Origin of the sequence: Natrialba aegyptia DSM 13077 (genome assembly GCF_000337535.1) — an archaeon.
GTDB classification, from domain to species: Archaea; Halobacteriota; Halobacteria; order Halobacteriales; family Natrialbaceae; genus Natrialba; species Natrialba aegyptia.
The window spans coordinates 224,815-239,377 of record NZ_AOIP01000032.1 but is presented as its reverse complement, the minus strand read 5'-3'; the positions used below and the strand labels follow the sequence as shown (position 1 = coordinate 239,377).

At 63.5% G+C, this 14,563-nt stretch carries 12 protein-coding genes and 1 tRNA gene; 7 read left to right on the top strand and 6 right to left on the bottom strand.

The window, feature by feature from the left end:
• The first annotated feature begins 140 nt into the window (after positions 1-140).
• Together purF and C480_RS23880 are read left to right on the top strand one after the other, a co-directional pair.
• Positions 141-1,613 (top strand): amidophosphoribosyltransferase, encoded by a 1,473-nt coding sequence (gene purF, locus C480_RS15195; protein ID WP_006666507.1) that lies wholly within the window; start codon positions 141-143, stop codon positions 1,611-1,613.
• A 151-nt stretch (positions 1,614-1,764) separates the two neighbouring features.
• Positions 1,765-1,908, top strand: a complete 144-nt coding sequence (locus tag C480_RS23880; protein ID WP_006666506.1) for a hypothetical protein — start codon at positions 1,765-1,767, stop codon at positions 1,906-1,908.
• 29 nt (positions 1,909-1,937) lie between these two features.
• Here the strand turns inward: C480_RS23880 and C480_RS15190 are convergent, their stop codons facing one another.
• Both C480_RS15190 and C480_RS15185 read right to left on the bottom strand, forming a co-directional pair.
• The gene (locus tag C480_RS15190) at positions 1,938-2,507 is read right to left on the bottom strand and encodes a DUF420 domain-containing protein (protein WP_006666505.1); all 570 of its coding nucleotides are present in this window, start codon (positions 2,505-2,507) and stop codon (positions 1,938-1,940) included.
• 273 nt (positions 2,508-2,780) lie between these two features.
• Positions 2,781-2,865 (bottom strand) — tRNA-Leu (locus C480_RS15185).
• A 143-nt stretch (positions 2,866-3,008) separates the two neighbouring features.
• On the opposite strand from C480_RS15185, the gene C480_RS15180 reads away from it, so the two are divergent.
• The 4 genes from C480_RS15180 (at position 3,009) to C480_RS15165 (ending at position 7,417) form a co-directional block, all read left to right on the top strand.
• Positions 3,009-3,536: a helix-turn-helix domain-containing protein gene (locus C480_RS15180; protein ID WP_006666504.1), complete on the top strand. Its 528-nt coding sequence runs from the start codon at positions 3,009-3,011 to the stop codon at positions 3,534-3,536.
• Positions 3,537-3,636: 100 nt separating this feature from the next.
• Complete coding sequence (locus tag C480_RS15175) at positions 3,637-4,926, top strand: alanyl-tRNA editing protein (protein ID WP_006666503.1); 1,290 nt, start codon at positions 3,637-3,639, stop codon at positions 4,924-4,926.
• Positions 4,927-5,121: 195 nt separating this feature from the next.
• The gene (locus C480_RS15170) at positions 5,122-5,613 is read left to right on the top strand and encodes a redoxin domain-containing protein (RefSeq protein ID WP_006666502.1); all 492 of its coding nucleotides are present in this window, start codon (positions 5,122-5,124) and stop codon (positions 5,611-5,613) included.
• Between the two features lie 358 nt (positions 5,614-5,971).
• Positions 5,972-7,417, top strand: a complete 1,446-nt coding sequence (locus tag C480_RS15165) for a GntP family permease (protein WP_006666501.1) — start codon at positions 5,972-5,974, stop codon at positions 7,415-7,417.
• A gap of 246 nt (positions 7,418-7,663) precedes the next feature.
• On the opposite strand, the gene C480_RS15160 is transcribed toward C480_RS15165, so the two are convergent.
• The 3 genes from C480_RS15160 to C480_RS15150 are packed head-to-tail and all read right to left on the bottom strand — an operon-like array spanning position 7,664 to position 10,894.
• Entirely contained in the window at positions 7,664-8,644 is a 981-nt protein-coding gene (locus tag C480_RS15160) for a sugar ABC transporter permease (protein ID WP_006666500.1), read from the bottom strand.
• On the bottom strand, positions 8,641-9,675 hold the full coding sequence (locus C480_RS15155; protein ID WP_006666499.1) for a carbohydrate ABC transporter permease: 1,035 nt from the start codon (positions 9,673-9,675) through the stop codon (positions 8,641-8,643). Before C480_RS15155 ends, C480_RS15160 begins: the two co-directional genes overlap by 4 nt.
• A gap of 22 nt (positions 9,676-9,697) precedes the next feature.
• Positions 9,698-10,894 (bottom strand): extracellular solute-binding protein, encoded by a 1,197-nt coding sequence (locus C480_RS15150; protein WP_006666498.1) that lies wholly within the window; start codon positions 10,892-10,894, stop codon positions 9,698-9,700.
• 247 nt (positions 10,895-11,141) lie between these two features.
• On the opposite strand from C480_RS15150, the gene C480_RS15145 reads away from it, so the two are divergent.
• Entirely contained in the window at positions 11,142-12,305 is a 1,164-nt protein-coding gene (locus tag C480_RS15145; protein WP_006666497.1) for an ABC transporter ATP-binding protein, read from the top strand.
• A 96-nt stretch (positions 12,306-12,401) separates the two neighbouring features.
• On the opposite strand, the gene C480_RS15140 is transcribed toward C480_RS15145, so the two are convergent.
• Entirely contained in the window at positions 12,402-14,552 is a 2,151-nt protein-coding gene (locus C480_RS15140) for a hypothetical protein (RefSeq protein ID WP_006666496.1), read from the bottom strand.
• Positions 14,553-14,563 lie beyond the last annotated feature (11 nt).

Sequence of the window (14,563 nt, the reverse complement as noted above, 5' to 3'; positions counted from 1 at the left end):
CCGACGAGATATCCACGCACGTGGATAGATATTCGTTCCATCCGCCAGAAGGGAGGCACAAACACGGGGATTTTTATCGGGTCGAGGTCCTATGGACGACCATGACTGATGGGCGGGGCGAGACTCCCCGGCGAACAGGAATGACCGAAAAGTGCGGCGTCGTCGGCGTCTCACTGGACGGTCGAGACGCGGCACGACCGTTGTACTACGCGCTCTACGCACTCCAGCACCGCGGCCAGGAGTCCGCCGGGATCGTCACCCACGACGGCTTCCAGCAACACAGCCACGTCGATATGGGCCTCGTCGGGGACGTTTTCGGCGAGGGCGATCTCGACCCGCTCGCCGGCTCCGCGGGGATCGGACACGTCCGGTACCCGACCGCCGGGTCCGTCGACTCTTCGTGTGCACAGCCGTTTTCCGTCTCGTTCAAAAGCGGCTCGCTCGGCCTCTCGCACAACGGCAACCTCGTCAACGCCGACGAGATCCGCGACGAACTCGCCGCCCTCGGCCACGCCTTCACGAGCGACGGCGACACCGAGGTCATCGCACACGACCTCGCGCGCAACCTCCTCGAGGAAGACCTCGTCCGCGCCGTCAAACGCACGATGGGGCGCATCCACGGCTCCTACGCGCTGACGATCAGCCACGACGACACCGTTCTCGGCGTCCGCGACCCGCAAGGGAATCGGCCACTCTGCATCGGCGAACTCGAAGACGGCTACATCCTCGCCTCCGAATCCGCCGCGATCGATACCTTAGACGGCGACCTCGTCCGGGACGTTCGCCCCGGTGAACTCGTCGTCCTCGGCGAGGACGGCCAGGGATTCGACTCCTACCAGCTCGTCGAGGCGGACAACACCGCACACTGCTTTTTCGAACACGTCTACTTCGCGCGTCCGGACAGTATCATCGACGACACGCTCGTCTACGAGGCCCGGCGAAACCTGGGTCGCAAGCTCTGGGCGGAAAGCGGCGTCGAAACCGACGTCGTGATGCCGGTCCCCGACTCGGGACGCGCCTTCGCGTCGGGCTACGCCGACGCGGCGACCGAGACGACGGCCGACGGCGAAGCGCGCGACCAGGACGATGACGGCGTCGAGTTCGCCGAGGGGCTAATGAAAAACCGCTACGTCGGCCGGACGTTCATCATGCCGACGCAGGACGAACGCGAGCGCGCCGTTCGCCTGAAGCTCAACCCGATCAAATCGACCGTCGAGGGAAAGACCGTCACGCTCATCGACGACTCCATCGTGCGGGGGACGACCTCGACGCAACTCGTCCAGTTGCTCAAAGACTGCGGTGCCGAGGAGGTCCACATGCGCATCGGCGCGCCGGAGATCGTCGCGCCGTGTTACATGGGGATCGACATGGCCACCCGCGACGAACTCATCGCCTCGGACAAGTCGGTCGGAGAGATCCGCGACGCGATCGACGCCGACAGCCTCGCGTACCTCTCGACCGATGCCGTCGCTGACGTTCTCGGAAAAGAACGCATCGACCTCTGTTTAGGCTGTGTGACCGGGGAGTATCCCTACGACATCGAGGGTGAAGAGACGGATCGTGACGTGCAACGACCGACGCTCGACGGGCCGACGCTGTCGGCCGACGACTGAGACGGTCTGCTGTACCGACTTACCGGCGCAACCGCAGGACGGGCGCGGTTGCGCTGGAAATGACTTACAGCAGTCCGTCTGAACGGACCGCTCGGGTGACCGTTCGTCCGTTTGCGCTAATTTTAAAATAGAGACGCGTGAACACCCAGCTATGGATATAAACGAGTTCCTCGAGGGGAGTTCACTGACCGGGAGGCAAGCAGCGGTTATCTTCTTTACCTTCCTGCTGTTGATCATCGTTTCAGCGTTGATCCTGGTCCTCTTCAGCGATTTCTTCCAGCAGCTCATTTCGTAGCCCGTCGTCTCGGGCTTGGTAACTCGGTATCAGTAGATAACGTAGCCGAGCAGGTAGACGACGATCCCGAGCGAGAACGAGATCAGCCAGAGCGTCGCGGCAAACCGGCCAACCCGGGCGTGAGCGGTCCGACGGAGCGCCGCAATCGGCCGGGAGAGCGCCAGGAGGAGGACGTAATACAGCAGCGGGATACAGACGACCGCGAGGAAGATGTGAATCGCGAGTACCGGGAGGTACACGTACAGATAGACCTGTTCGGGTCCGGGAAAGGACGCCGGGCCACCGGTCGCGACGAGCCGGTAGAGATAGAGACCGAGGAACGTCACGAAGAGGGCGAACGAGCCGAGCATCGCCCGACGGTGTGTCACGACGGCCCCGCGGCGAATCGCCCGCCAGCCGATCGTGATCGTGCCGATCGCGGTCGCGCTCAGCGCGACGTTTAGGTGCGGAATCAGTTCGAGAACCCACGCCGGGGCGGCCGGCACGGCCGATTGCGGCACGCGACCGCCCGCCGCCGAAAAGACGACCGCGAGTGAGACCACGCTCAGAACGGCCGTGAGCGACCTGACGCGTTCGCGCGGAACGAACTCCGTGTCCATACGTGATCGTCGGCTAGCAGGACGAAGTGCGTATCGACTTCGGGTCAGACGCAGACTGTTTGCACTGTAAGCGATATCGTGACGACGGTGGCGTTCGAGAGTTCGCTCTCCGGTCGGGACCGGTGTGGAAACCGGCAACCACACCGAAACCCGTCGCTCTCGATCAGCAGCACCGAAAGGAATTATGCGTGGGTGATGTCCACGAAGGGAAATCACCTGCATCGTTAGCGGTGGACAACCGTTCACTGCACGTGAACGACTTCCACCAGGCGATGCGTGGGACCGGATTCGAACCGGCGGACCCCTACGGGACAGCGCCCTCAACGCTGCGCCGTTGGCCTGGCTTGGCTACCCACGCTCGCACTTGCTTTCTCTTTGTCCGCACTCAATCGTATCCAGTGTGATTATAAAAGCCCTTTCCTTTGTGCTTGCGTCTGCGGCGAGGTCACACGGGACCGCCCGGAACGGAGATTTCAAATGTCGCAGTTGCCAAAGAATACCATGGCTAAGTACTCGACCGGTTCGTCCGGCGGCGGTGGCGGGACGAACTGCGAACTCTGCGGAGCCGAAAGCGATTCGCTGCGCCGCGCCTCGGTCGCCGGCGCTGAACTCGAGGTTTGTCCGGACTGTGCACCCCACGACGACGCACAGAAGACACAGCGTCAACAACGTTCGACGCGCGATACCGGCAACTCCAGCGACTCCCGCAACGAACCCAGCCGCAAACAGAAGGCTGCCCAAAACGTCGCCAAAGCGAATCCCGTCTGGGACGACGACTCCGAGCACTGGGAGCAAGACGGCACCAACTACGACGACGACCCGCTGCCGTACCTCGTCTCGGACTACGGCGAGACGCTCGTCGATTCCCGCCGCGATGCCGGCCTCCAGCGGTCCGAGCTCGCGGACGAACTCGACGTTCCCGAAAAGGACCTGCTCGCAGTCGAGCAGGGTCGAGCGACGCAAGCCGGTATCGGCGGCGGCCTGATCGAGGCGCTCGAGGAGCGACTCGGCGTGACGCTTTCCGAGTAACGGATCGAATACCGACCGAGTAACACCGAGCAACGAGACCGACGCGACCGACCGCGGATCGGCGAGCAGCTTTTTGGTACCGGGCAACGGAGTGAGACCGATGAGTGGGCAACGCGCGGCAGCGGAGCCGTACGCCACGCGGTTCGAGACCGAAGTGACGGCGATCGACGGCCGACGAGTTCGGCTCGACACGAGCTACTTCTACAGCGAAAGCGGCGGCCAGCCGGCCGACCGCGGCACGATCGGCGGCATCGCGGTCGACGATGTCCGACTCGAGGACGGCGAGCACATCCACGTGCTGGCCGACGACCCGTCGTTTCGCTCCGGCCAGCGCGTCCTCTGTTCGGTCGACTGGACCTTCCGCATGTACTGTATGCGCGCACATACCGCCAGCCACGCACTCTATGGCGCTGGCCGTCGTGTCCTCGATGACCTCGGCTACGGCGGCTTCGACATCGGCGAGGAGAAGATCCGCGTCGACCTCGAGACGAGTTCGGAAATCGACGATGAAACGCTCCTCGAACTCGAGTCGCTCGTCAACCGTGCCGTCTGGGAGTCACGTCCCGTTTCCTGGGAAGACGTGCCGGTCGCGGACGCGCGCGATCGGGATCGTATCGCGTTCAACGAGGCGACCGAAGACGGCGCGTTCCAGCAGGGACGCGTTCGCGTCGTCACGATCGGCGGCGCGGACGAGAACGGGGGCGGGAGCGGGACGCGAGCACGAACCCCGTCCGGCGGCCCCACCGTAACCACGAGTACCGACGGCTCGGCCGAACCGTGGGACGTCGCCGCCTGCGGCGGCACGCACGTTCGAAACACGCGAGAGATCGGCCCCGTTACCATACTCGACCGATCGAATCCCGGCGACGGACTCACCAGGATCGAGTTCAGCGTCGGCCCGGACGCGATCGAACGCCGCCGCGCGGAGAAGGCGGCGGCGCTGACCGCTCGCCGAACGCTCGGCGTGCCGCTTTCGGCTGTCGGAGACGAATTGGCGCGGCTTCGGGACGAGCGCGAAGCGGCTACCGAGCGAGCGCGGTCGCTCGAGCGCGACCTCGTGGAGACGCAACTCGGGGGGAGCGAGCCGTTCGAGCGAGATGAACTCGAGTGGGTGACGACGGTCTCGGAGGTGGAGATGGACACGAACGACGCGGGGGAGATCGCACGCGAAGCGGCGGGTGAGGTTGCGGATGTCGTCGTGATCGCAGGGGGCACCGACACCACCTACGTCGTCGTCGCTACCGACGCCACGTCGTCGCTCTCCGCCGAGACGGTGGTCGCGGAGGTAACCGATGCCTTCGGCGGTGGCGGTGGCGGTTCGGCTACCCTGGCGCAGGCTGGCGGGTTCGATGCGTCCCCGGCGGAGATCATTGCGGCACTGGAGCCCTGACGTCCGGGCTGTAATGTCGGGGGTGCTCGGGATACGGCAGTCGAGCACCGGGGCGCTCTGAAGCCAGGCCAAGCCGCGGGTCCGACCGCCGCGGTCACCGCGACGAAGACTACGCGTCTCAATATCGGTTACGACCGCGAACGCGCCGACAACTGCCGGGACTACCGCTTTCGGTCTCCATCCCATACACTGCGTATGGATCCCGAGGTCGTCTCGCTCGAGTTCCCGAACGTGGGAGCAGGCCCCGATCCGGTCTCGGTCGCCGCACTCGGTTCGAACTCGGCGGCTGTCGTCTTGCTCTTGATGCAGAGCCATCAGAGCGGCACGTGTCGACAACAGGCTCGCGAGGTCGCGGATGCGTACGACCGCTTTCGGCGGCGGGACATCGCTGTGGCAGTAGTCGTGCCGGGCTCGTATCCGAAGGTGCGCTCTTGGCGGCGACTCGTCGAGCCGCCGTTTCCGGTCCTGGCCGACAGCGAGACGGCGCTTGCGACGGCCTTTACACAGCAAACCAGATACGGGAAACTCGGACGAATGGCCCAGGCGATCGGTCGAGCACCGATGACGATCATCCTCGAGTTCCGGAACGGAGAGCCGACGGTCACGACCAGCTATCAGGGGATGAACTCGTTCGATCGGCCGTCGGTTCGCGAACTGCTGACGCTGATCGACGATCCCGTGAGCTGACTGTATACACTCTGCAGTTCGTCTGTACGTGGCTGTAGAGACGCCCCGCGAGACCGACGCTTCGTTCTCGAGTGCGACCGTTCGAAAATATGTTCCACCACTGATCATTTCGGTCCGGTGGCGGACCATCCAGTCAGCGATTTGCCGCGTAGATGCCGGATATATAACAATTTCAGGGAGTGCTCGAACCGAGTGTACGCACACACATATCTGATAAGTATTGTTGAATCCTTTCCTCGAATCTCGATGGCTACTCTTTACTCGTCCATTAATAAATAACAACAATGGATATATGGGTGCTTTTGATCCCTGTTCTATATGATGAAATATAATACGGATCAGCGTGTCCAAGTTAGCCATGGCAATCGGTAACCCCCTGATCGTCTTTGTGATCGGGTTGATCGCAGTCATCGCATTACTCGTCTGGCTGAAACTACCGGCGTTTCTCGGACTCGTTATCGCATCGCTGATCGTCGGTGCCGCAACGGCGGCGGTGCCGCTCAGTGAGGTCCCCACCGAAATCGCCGGCGGGTTCGGCGAGACGATGACCAGCGTCGGTATTCCCATCTTGATGGCCGCACTCATCGGCAAGGGAATGATGGAAAGCGGCGCTGCGGAGCGCATCGTTCGGTCGTTCCAGTCGGTAACCGGCGAAGAACGGTCCTACCTCGCGCTCTGGGGGAGCAGCAGCGCGCTCTCGATTCCGGTGTTTTTCGACAACGTCTTCTACCTGATGGCACCGCTCGCTCGCTCCATGCGAGCCCGCACCGGCCGCGACTACGCGCTCTTTCTCTGTGTCGTCGGTGCAGGCGCATCGACGACGCACGTATTCGTCCCGCCGACTCCCGGCCCGCTCGCGATCGCGCTCGAACTCGGCGTCGATCTCGGCACCACGATGATCGCCGGCGTTCTGGTCGCCATTCCGACGACCGTCGTCGCTGGCATCCTCTACGGGCGGTGGATCAACGACCGCCTCGACGACATCCCGCTCCGCGAGACGATGGGATCGAACGCCCGCGAAGTCGAGGAACTGGCGGAACTCCCCGATAGCGAACTGCCGGGACTGTTCGAGGCGACGCTCCCGATCCTGCTCGCCGTCGTCCTCGTCGCACTCAGTACGACCGCCAATTACCTCTTCGAGATGGCCTCGACGGGCGTTAGCGCCTCCCTGGGACCGCTGGGAACGCTCAACTTTGCTGCGTTCGAAGGCCCGCTGGAGACGATCCAACCGGCGACGGCCTTCCTCGGCGACCCGAACTTCGCGCTCACCGCGGCCGCCCTCGCAGCAGCACTTACGTACCTGCGCGTTCGCCAACTCGACCGCGATATCTGGACCGATGAACTCGTCGAAGCGCTCAAAAGCGGCGCGCACATCGCCGCCATCACCTCCGCCGGCGGCGCGTTCGGCGGCCTCCTCGCGACGTCCGGCATCGGCGACTACATCACTGACCTCGTCTCGGTCGGCGGCGGAAACGGTGTCATGGTACTCGTTTCAGCGTGGGTCATCGCCGCCGCTATTCGCATCGCGCAGGGCTCTGCGACCGTCGCGATGATTACGACCGCGGGCATCATGGCCCCGCAGGTGCCGGAACTGGCAGTCCATCCGGTCTACCTGGCGCTCATTATCGGGGCCGGCGGAAACATCTGCTCGTGGTTCAACGACAGCGGATTCTGGCTGGTCAAAGAAATCGGCGGCCTCACGCAGACCGAGACGCTCAAAATCTGGACGGCGCTGACGACCATCGTTTCGGTGACGGCGTTCGTCATGATCGTCTCCGTCGCGTCGGTCCTCCCGCTGGCCTGATCGTCACAGCGAGCAGCGAGCGGCGACCGGCGACCGGCGATCAGCGAGCAGCGACCGGCGATCACTAACGCGAACCTTCCTTGCGAGTTCAATGAATCGGCTCGACGAGCAGCGTTCGAAGCCGAGTCGATCGTCGGACGCCGGTCCTGAGAACTGCAATCCGTGGCTCGCAGTTCGAACTTCGAACGGGACATGGGGCGAGGAGAACAGCGAGAACGAGAGAACGAGGGAACGAGGAAAACGAGATTACCCTTCCATGCCGCCGAACGAGAGCCCGCTCTCGACGTAGCTCTGGGCGAAGAAGTAGATCAACGCCACCGGCATCGCAAACAACATCGCAAACGCCGAGAACTGCGTCCACGGCGTATCGTACTGCCCGGCCGTCGCGAGCGCGTAGAGTTCAACCGAGAGGGTGTAGTTCTCGGGACGAAGCAGCGTCCGGGCGACGATGAACTCGTTCCAGCCCGCGAGGAACGTAAAGACCAGTACGACGGCGATGCCGGGTTTCGAGAGCGGCAAGATCACTTCGCGGATGACCTGCCAGCGGCCCGCGCCGTCGATCACGGCGGCCTCCTCGTAGGAGACCGGAATGTTATCCATGAAAGTCTTGAGCAGCCAGGTGTTGAACGGAACCGCGCCCGCGGCGTAGAACAACCCGAGCACGAGCAGGTTGTTGCTCAGCCCGACACTGTTGAACAGCACGTACAACGCGATGAGCGTCGCAATCGATAACCCGGCACCGACCTGCGTGAACAGTACGTAGCCGTAGAGGATCTTCTTCCGGCCCCTGAACTCGTGGCGCGAGAGCGCGTACGCGCCGGGGATGACGACCGACATGGAGACGGTGACGGTGACGAAGACGACGACCAGACTGTTGCGGAGGGCATCCACGAACGGGGATTCGAAGAGCACCCAGCGGTAGGCGTCGAGATTGTACGTCGTCGGATCGGCGAAGAGACCGTCGGTGCTCATCAGCCCCGTCCCCGACGAGAGCGAAGCCGCGAAGATCCAGTACAGCGGGAACATGAGCACGGCGAGAACGGCAAGTGCACTTCCGGTCCCGAGTGCCGTCTTGGCGAGGTCGAGAACGCTCCGGTTCCCCGCTCGAACCTGTTGGACGGGTAATCGCACGGCGTGGATGACCCGCAGCGGCCAGGTCGCCTTTTTGCGGGTCCACGATGCGACGGTGCTGATGACGCTGCCGAGGACGGCGATAATCGCGTTCATGCACCGTTCACCCCCGCAGCAAGATCGCCTTTTCTGACGGCGAGCCACATGAACAGTCCGATGAACGCGATTGCGGTGACCATGATTGCGGATGCGAAGGCGTACTGGTTGAGTTCGATCGCCTCCCGATAGCCGTAGACGATGAGCAGTTCGTTCTGTCGCGAGGGGCCGCCGCCGTTGAAGATCCACGGAATGAGAAACTGCTGGAAGGATGTCGCGGCGGTCAGGATCGACGCGAACATGACCGGGCGCTTCACCGCCGGTACGGTGACGTGGACGAACCGGTACAGGTAGCCCGCGCCGTCGACCTTGGCCGCGTCGTGCAGTTCCATCGGGACGTCCTGCAGCGCGCTGACGATGATGATCACCATGAACGGATACGCGAGCCAGACCTCCGTCATCACGTACGCCAGGAACGCACTCCAGCGCCCGCTCAGCCAACTTATCGGAAGATCCACGAGGAGTAGCTCCGGTGCAGAGACCGCAGCGAAGAAGACGGCCTGATCGAAGAGGCCGACGACGCCGGTGATGATGTCGTTATAGGACGCGAGTAGCTCGTTGAACGGTCCGAACCGAGCGCCGCTGAACAGTCCGCGCCAGACCGTGACGATAAAGATAGCGGGCAGTCCCATCGGGATGATGACGACGGCTCGCATGTAGCGCTTCCCAATGACGCGTGCGTGCGTGAGCAACATTGCGAGGCCCAGTCCGAGGACGATCTTGATCGCGAGACTCACGGCGAGGAACAGCCAGGTGACCGTCAGCGAGGTCCAGAACTGTGCATCGGTGACGAGTTCGATGTAGTTTTCGAGCCCGACGATGGTGGCGTCGCCCCCGATGACGGTGCCCGCGTGTGTCGCGTCGGTCAGCGAGAGATAGACCAGGAACGCGATGGGGAACAGCATGAACGAGAGGAACAACACGACGCCGGGGGCAGCGAGCAAGAGGCCGAACAGGCTGTCGTTGCGCGCGTCGAAGGGGAGTCGTCGCTGGCTCACCGCGGACACGCGTTCGAGGAATGAGGTGGACATATCTGAGTATCGGACGTGGGTGTTAGTCCCAACGGCTGCGGATCTCGGCGGCTGCCGATTCCATGGCTTCGGCAGCGTCTGCGTCGCCGTTGAACACCCGTTCGAGTGCGTCTTCGAGCGGCGTAAAGACGAGATCCATCCGCGGATCGGCCGGCATCAACGTGCCCGTCTCGACGGTTTCCAGGAACGTTTCGACGTCCTCGCCGAGGTCGTCGCTATCGGCGTACTCCTGATGAACCGGGATCAGCCCGTGCTGATTCGCATTGTCGACGATCACGTCCTCGGTGGTCGCGTACCACTCCGCCCAATCCATCGTCGTCTCGGTCGCCGCCTCGTCCGCATCGCCGAGTGCGGACGTGAAGTACCACACCTGAATCCCGGTGTACGGCGTCGGCGAGCCGCCGTCGATATCGGGCAACGGGGCGAGCGTCGCGTCGATCCCGGCATCCCGGAAACCGCTGACCTGCCACGGCCCGTTGATCGCGAACGGGGCGGTCCCGTCGTTGAACGGCGTCATCTGACTCTCGTACGACGGGTCCCCCGGCACGTACTCCCAGAGATTGTCCCGAAGCAGTTCGAGACCCTCGATGAACTCGTCGTCCTCGATACCGAGTTCACCGCTGTCCTTGTGGAACGTTCGGCCGCCGAAGGCGTGCAGGAACGCGCTGACGAAGTACGGATCTATCGGCGGGTACGAAAGTCCGAACTGATTGCTGGACGGATCGTGATGTTCCTCCATGATGTCGACCATCTCCGAAAGCGTCTCCGGCGGCTCCTCGACCAGTTCCGGATTGTACATCAGCGTCACCGTTTCGGCCGCGTACGGCACGCCGTAGGTGCCACCCTCCCACTGGACTGCGTCCGCGGCGTCGGCCGTGAACTCGCTCCCGAGATCGAGGTCGAGGCTCCCGCTGGCATCGTAAAGAAACTCCTGGTCGTGCAAGCGCCCGAGCCAGTCGTGGGCCCACGCGAACGTCTCGGGACCGTCGCCTGCCGGAATCGCCGTGTTGAGTTGCTCTTCCATGTCCGCGATGTTCTCCGCTCCGAGTTCGTCCTCCCGCCCCTCGTTGAACGCGTCGAGGTGTTCCTCGAGCGTTTCCTCTTCGCCGTTTTCGAACTCGTTCCAGAGCGTCGTTCCCTGGTCGTCGGTACCGAGACAACCGGCGACCGACAGCGTTGCAGCCCCGCCGATCCCCGCGATAACCCGCCTGCGTTGCATTGGCATGGTGGAAACAGTGATGAATTATATCTTCATATATTTAATTGTTAGGATCGATCATCCAGTAGTACGATGACCGATTCAGTGGAGCAAGATTCGGTGACCGGTCCGTGGGTTCACGCAACGGGCGTTATCTCAGGCGGTTCGATCTAAAAGGTCACTCTCCAGCAAATATGATGTAATTATTCTTCTCGAATTTCGATTTTTGGGAAAAGAATTTATACCCTCTTGCCGAACCACCAGGGAAATGGCACGTGTCAGGGTCGAATCGCTCCGGAAGGAATACGACGTGGGGACGGTCGTCGCCGTCGACGACCTGACGCTCGACATCGAAGACGGCGAGTTCGTTACCGTCGTCGGCCCCTCCGGCTGCGGGAAGACGACGACGCTCCGAATGCTAGCCGGGCTCGAGGAGCCGACGGCCGGTCGAATCGAAATCGGCGACGAGGACGTCACCGACGTCCACGCCAAAAACCGGGACGTCGCGATGGTGTTCCAGAACTACGCGCTGTACCCGCACAAGACGGTCTTCGAAAACATGGCTTTCGGGCTGCGCATGAGCACCGATCTCGGCGCGGACGAACGCGAACGACGCGTCGTCGAAACCGCCGAGATGATGGACATCGAATCGCTGCTCGAGGACAAACCCGACGAACTCTCGGGCGGCCAGAAACAACGCGTTGCACTCGGCCGCGCGATCGTCAGAGAACCCGATCTGTTCCTGTTCGACGAACCGCTCAGCAACCTCGACGCGAAACTCCGGACGAGTATGCGCGCGGAGATCCAGCGGCTCCAGGACGAACTCGGGATTACGGCGGTTTATGTCACCCACGACCAGCACGAGGCGATGACCATGGGTGATCGGATCGTCATCCTCAACGACGGCGAACTGCAGCAGCAAGGGGCCCCAACGGCAGTCTACGAAAACCCCACGAACCGCTTCGTCGGCGGCTTCATCGGCTCGCCGTCGATGAACTTCATCGAAGTCACCGCCGAACGGGTCGGTAACGGCGTTCGCCTTCGCGGTCCAGACAGGTCCGACGAGACGGTCACGTTCGACCTCTCGAGCGAGTACGCCACCGCCAACACTGCCGTTCTCGAGCGGTCCCAGTTCACCCTCGGTATCCGCCCCGAGAGCGTCGAAATAGCCGGTGAGAGCGCCCAGAACGCGATCCGGGCCGGTGTCGATGTCGTCGAGCCGGTCGGCTCCGACAACTTCCTCCACTTAGACGTTGCACCCGAGTTCATCGCCAGAGTCGCCTCCGATGTCGAACTCGCGGCGGGTGACGAGATCGCGATTACGTTCGACGAGTCCGATCTCCACCTGTTCGACGCAGAATCCGGACGAGATGTATTCGAACAGGCTCGCGAGGGCGACCGCGAGCACCAGTCCCGAGCGACGCCGTCGTAAATCCCTCTCAACGGTTTTCGAGCGGTCAGCCGTCTTCTTGAGAGCGGTAGCAGCGTCGTCGAACGAGCGACTGCGAACTGAAACGAGTTTCTGAGTTCAGTCTTGCAGCGGTGCGTGATCGACGCCGCCCATCAATTCTGACTCGTCGGCCGCGAGTTCAGCCGCGGTTGCGAGGCGCAACGCGTGGGGCCAGCCGAGCGGGGTTGCGCTGTCGGGGGTTCCGTCGTCGAAGAACTGTTCGGGAAGATAGCCGGTTGCCGCTCGAAGCGGGCCGCCGGGCGCGACGAGTTCGAGCAGTTCGCGTGCGCGCTCGTCGAATCCGGCGGCCGCGTCGTGATCGTGTGCGGCCAGCAGCGAACTGAGCGTTGCGGCCGCGTGGGCCGCCCAGGCGGTCGTCACCGTCCAGATTTTAGGGGCCGACTGGTCGGTGGTGCGCCACGGGTCGTCTTCGATCCGGGCGAGCCCTTCGATCGGCCCGTCCGGATCTCGATAGAGGCCGTCGATAGTCGCCTCGAGGTGTGTCACCAGTCGATCGAGCCGGTCGGCGTCGACGCCCGTTCCCGCCTCCGGCCCAGCGTCGAGCGCGTTGAACTCGCGGTGGGCCGCCGCCAGTGCGACGGTGCTGCCGTCGAGTCGGGCGTCGAGTTCGCCGTCGTCGAGGCGGAGCGCGTACCGTTCTTGGTCGGGAATCCATAGGTCGTCAAGAGCCGTGTAGACCGTTCGGGCGCGTGCCAGCGCGCGGTCGCGGTGCTGGTCCGCGATCGGCGCTCGTGCGATCGTGGCGTAGGCTTCGAGATAGGTTGCGGCGGTGTGGGTGAACCGGCCGGTCATGTTCTCCCAGGCGTTCTGAACTCGGGTAGGGAGCCCGTCGGCTCCGAGCGCGGCGTCGAGGCCGTCGAGTGCGGCGACGAGGGACTGCCGAGCCTGCGTGTCGTCGCTATCGACGACGCGAAGGTAGGTCGCGAGGTAGGCGGCGACGCTTGCGGTCTGGTCGGCCTGATAGTCAGTCGATTCGTCGGTCTCTTCGATGCGACCGTGTGCCCAGCCGGGGGCGAGGCGGCCGTTGTGTGGCCAGACGCGGTGTGGCCAGGTGCCGTCGTCGAGTTGCGTCTGCGCGTAAAAGTGTGCGCTCTTGCGGTGCCAGTCCTCGAGCCCGAGTTCAGCCCGACGGTCGGCGGCGAGCAGAAAGGTCGCGATTTCGGCGTCGTCTCTGAACCAGGTGTAGCCGTAGCCGCCCGAGTAACGAAAGAAGGGATCGAACTCGGGGCCGGCGATTCGCGGGCCGTTCGGGGCTCGAAGCAGACGGAGTGCCCGGAGATCAACGACCGGGTCCGTCAGTTCCAGGCCTGGTGCCGCCTCATCGGACGCCGTCGCGAGAACACCGGCGAAGGCCTCTGCCGCCTGCGTTCGGCCGGCGTCGAGAACCGCCCTGCGAGTGGCGTGCGCGTTCGCACCATCGCGGACGCGATCGAGGGAGTCTGTCCGCGAGCCGTCGTCCGAGTCGGTGAGAAGCGTCGCGACGGTGGTCGATGGCGTTGCGCCCGTGAGTTCGATCTCGGCGAGCGTGATCGGGCTGAGGCGGTCCTCCTCGTAGCGGCCGGCGTCGTCGGTCCGGGGGAGGGGTGTCGGACTGGTCTCGAGCAGTTCGGTGAAACACGCGGGGACCTGCCCAGAAATCGCGAGTTCGGTCGAGGCAGCGAGGTAGTCGCGTTCGCGGTCGTGGTGGATTTCGACGGCGTCGTCGTGCCGGAGTTGACCGACGCGGCTGGCCCGGTCTTCCGGTGCGAACGCGAGGCAGGCGTGGAGTGTGGCGTCGATGGTGCCGTCGGTTGTGTTACCAGTATTGTCGGCGTCGGTTCCACCGGTGGGCTCGTCGGCACCGGCGAGCGAGAAGTGAGTGAGATGGAGTCGGCCGACGGTGATGTCGTACTGGGTGAGTGATCGACCGTCGAGATCGTGTCTCGTCTCGACGATCGCCGTCTCATCTACGTAGCGCTGGGTGGCGGTCGTCTCGCTATCGAGCCAGGAAACGGTGTCGTCAAGTTCGATGCCAAATCGGGACCGGTCGATTCCGACGAGCCCGGAGAGCGGATAGGAGTAGTCCCTGAGCGAGCCATCCGGCGCGACGTGGACGAGCCTATCATCGAAACCCGAGAAACGGCCCGTCGTCGACCGACGCTCGCCGGGAAAGAGACGACTCTCTCCCTGCGAACGTTTGACGTCGTTCAGGGCGCTGTGGAGTTTCATCGTGTCCCGGC

Coding starts and splice junctions, on each gene's coding strand:
- purF (WP_006666507.1), top strand. CDS start 141: ATGACCGAAAAGTGCGGCGTCGTCGGCGTCTCACTGGACGGTCGAGAC.
- C480_RS23880 (WP_006666506.1), top strand. CDS start 1,765: ATGGATATAAACGAGTTCCTCGAGGGGAGTTCACTGACCGGGAGGCAA.
- C480_RS15190 (WP_006666505.1), bottom strand. CDS start 2,507: ATGGACACGGAGTTCGTTCCGCGCGAACGCGTCAGGTCGCTCACGGCC.
- C480_RS15180 (WP_006666504.1), top strand. CDS start 3,009: ATGGCTAAGTACTCGACCGGTTCGTCCGGCGGCGGTGGCGGGACGAAC.
- C480_RS15175 (WP_006666503.1), top strand. CDS start 3,637: ATGAGTGGGCAACGCGCGGCAGCGGAGCCGTACGCCACGCGGTTCGAG.
- C480_RS15170 (WP_006666502.1), top strand. CDS start 5,122: ATGGATCCCGAGGTCGTCTCGCTCGAGTTCCCGAACGTGGGAGCAGGC.
- C480_RS15165 (WP_006666501.1), top strand. CDS start 5,972: ATGGCAATCGGTAACCCCCTGATCGTCTTTGTGATCGGGTTGATCGCA.
- C480_RS15160 (WP_006666500.1), bottom strand. CDS start 8,644: ATGAACGCGATTATCGCCGTCCTCGGCAGCGTCATCAGCACCGTCGCA.
- C480_RS15155 (WP_006666499.1), bottom strand. CDS start 9,675: ATGTCCACCTCATTCCTCGAACGCGTGTCCGCGGTGAGCCAGCGACGA.
- C480_RS15150 (WP_006666498.1), bottom strand. CDS start 10,894: ATGCAACGCAGGCGGGTTATCGCGGGGATCGGCGGGGCTGCAACGCTG.
- C480_RS15145 (WP_006666497.1), top strand. CDS start 11,142: ATGGCACGTGTCAGGGTCGAATCGCTCCGGAAGGAATACGACGTGGGG.
- C480_RS15140 (WP_006666496.1), bottom strand. CDS start 14,552: ATGAAACTCCACAGCGCCCTGAACGACGTCAAACGTTCGCAGGGAGAG.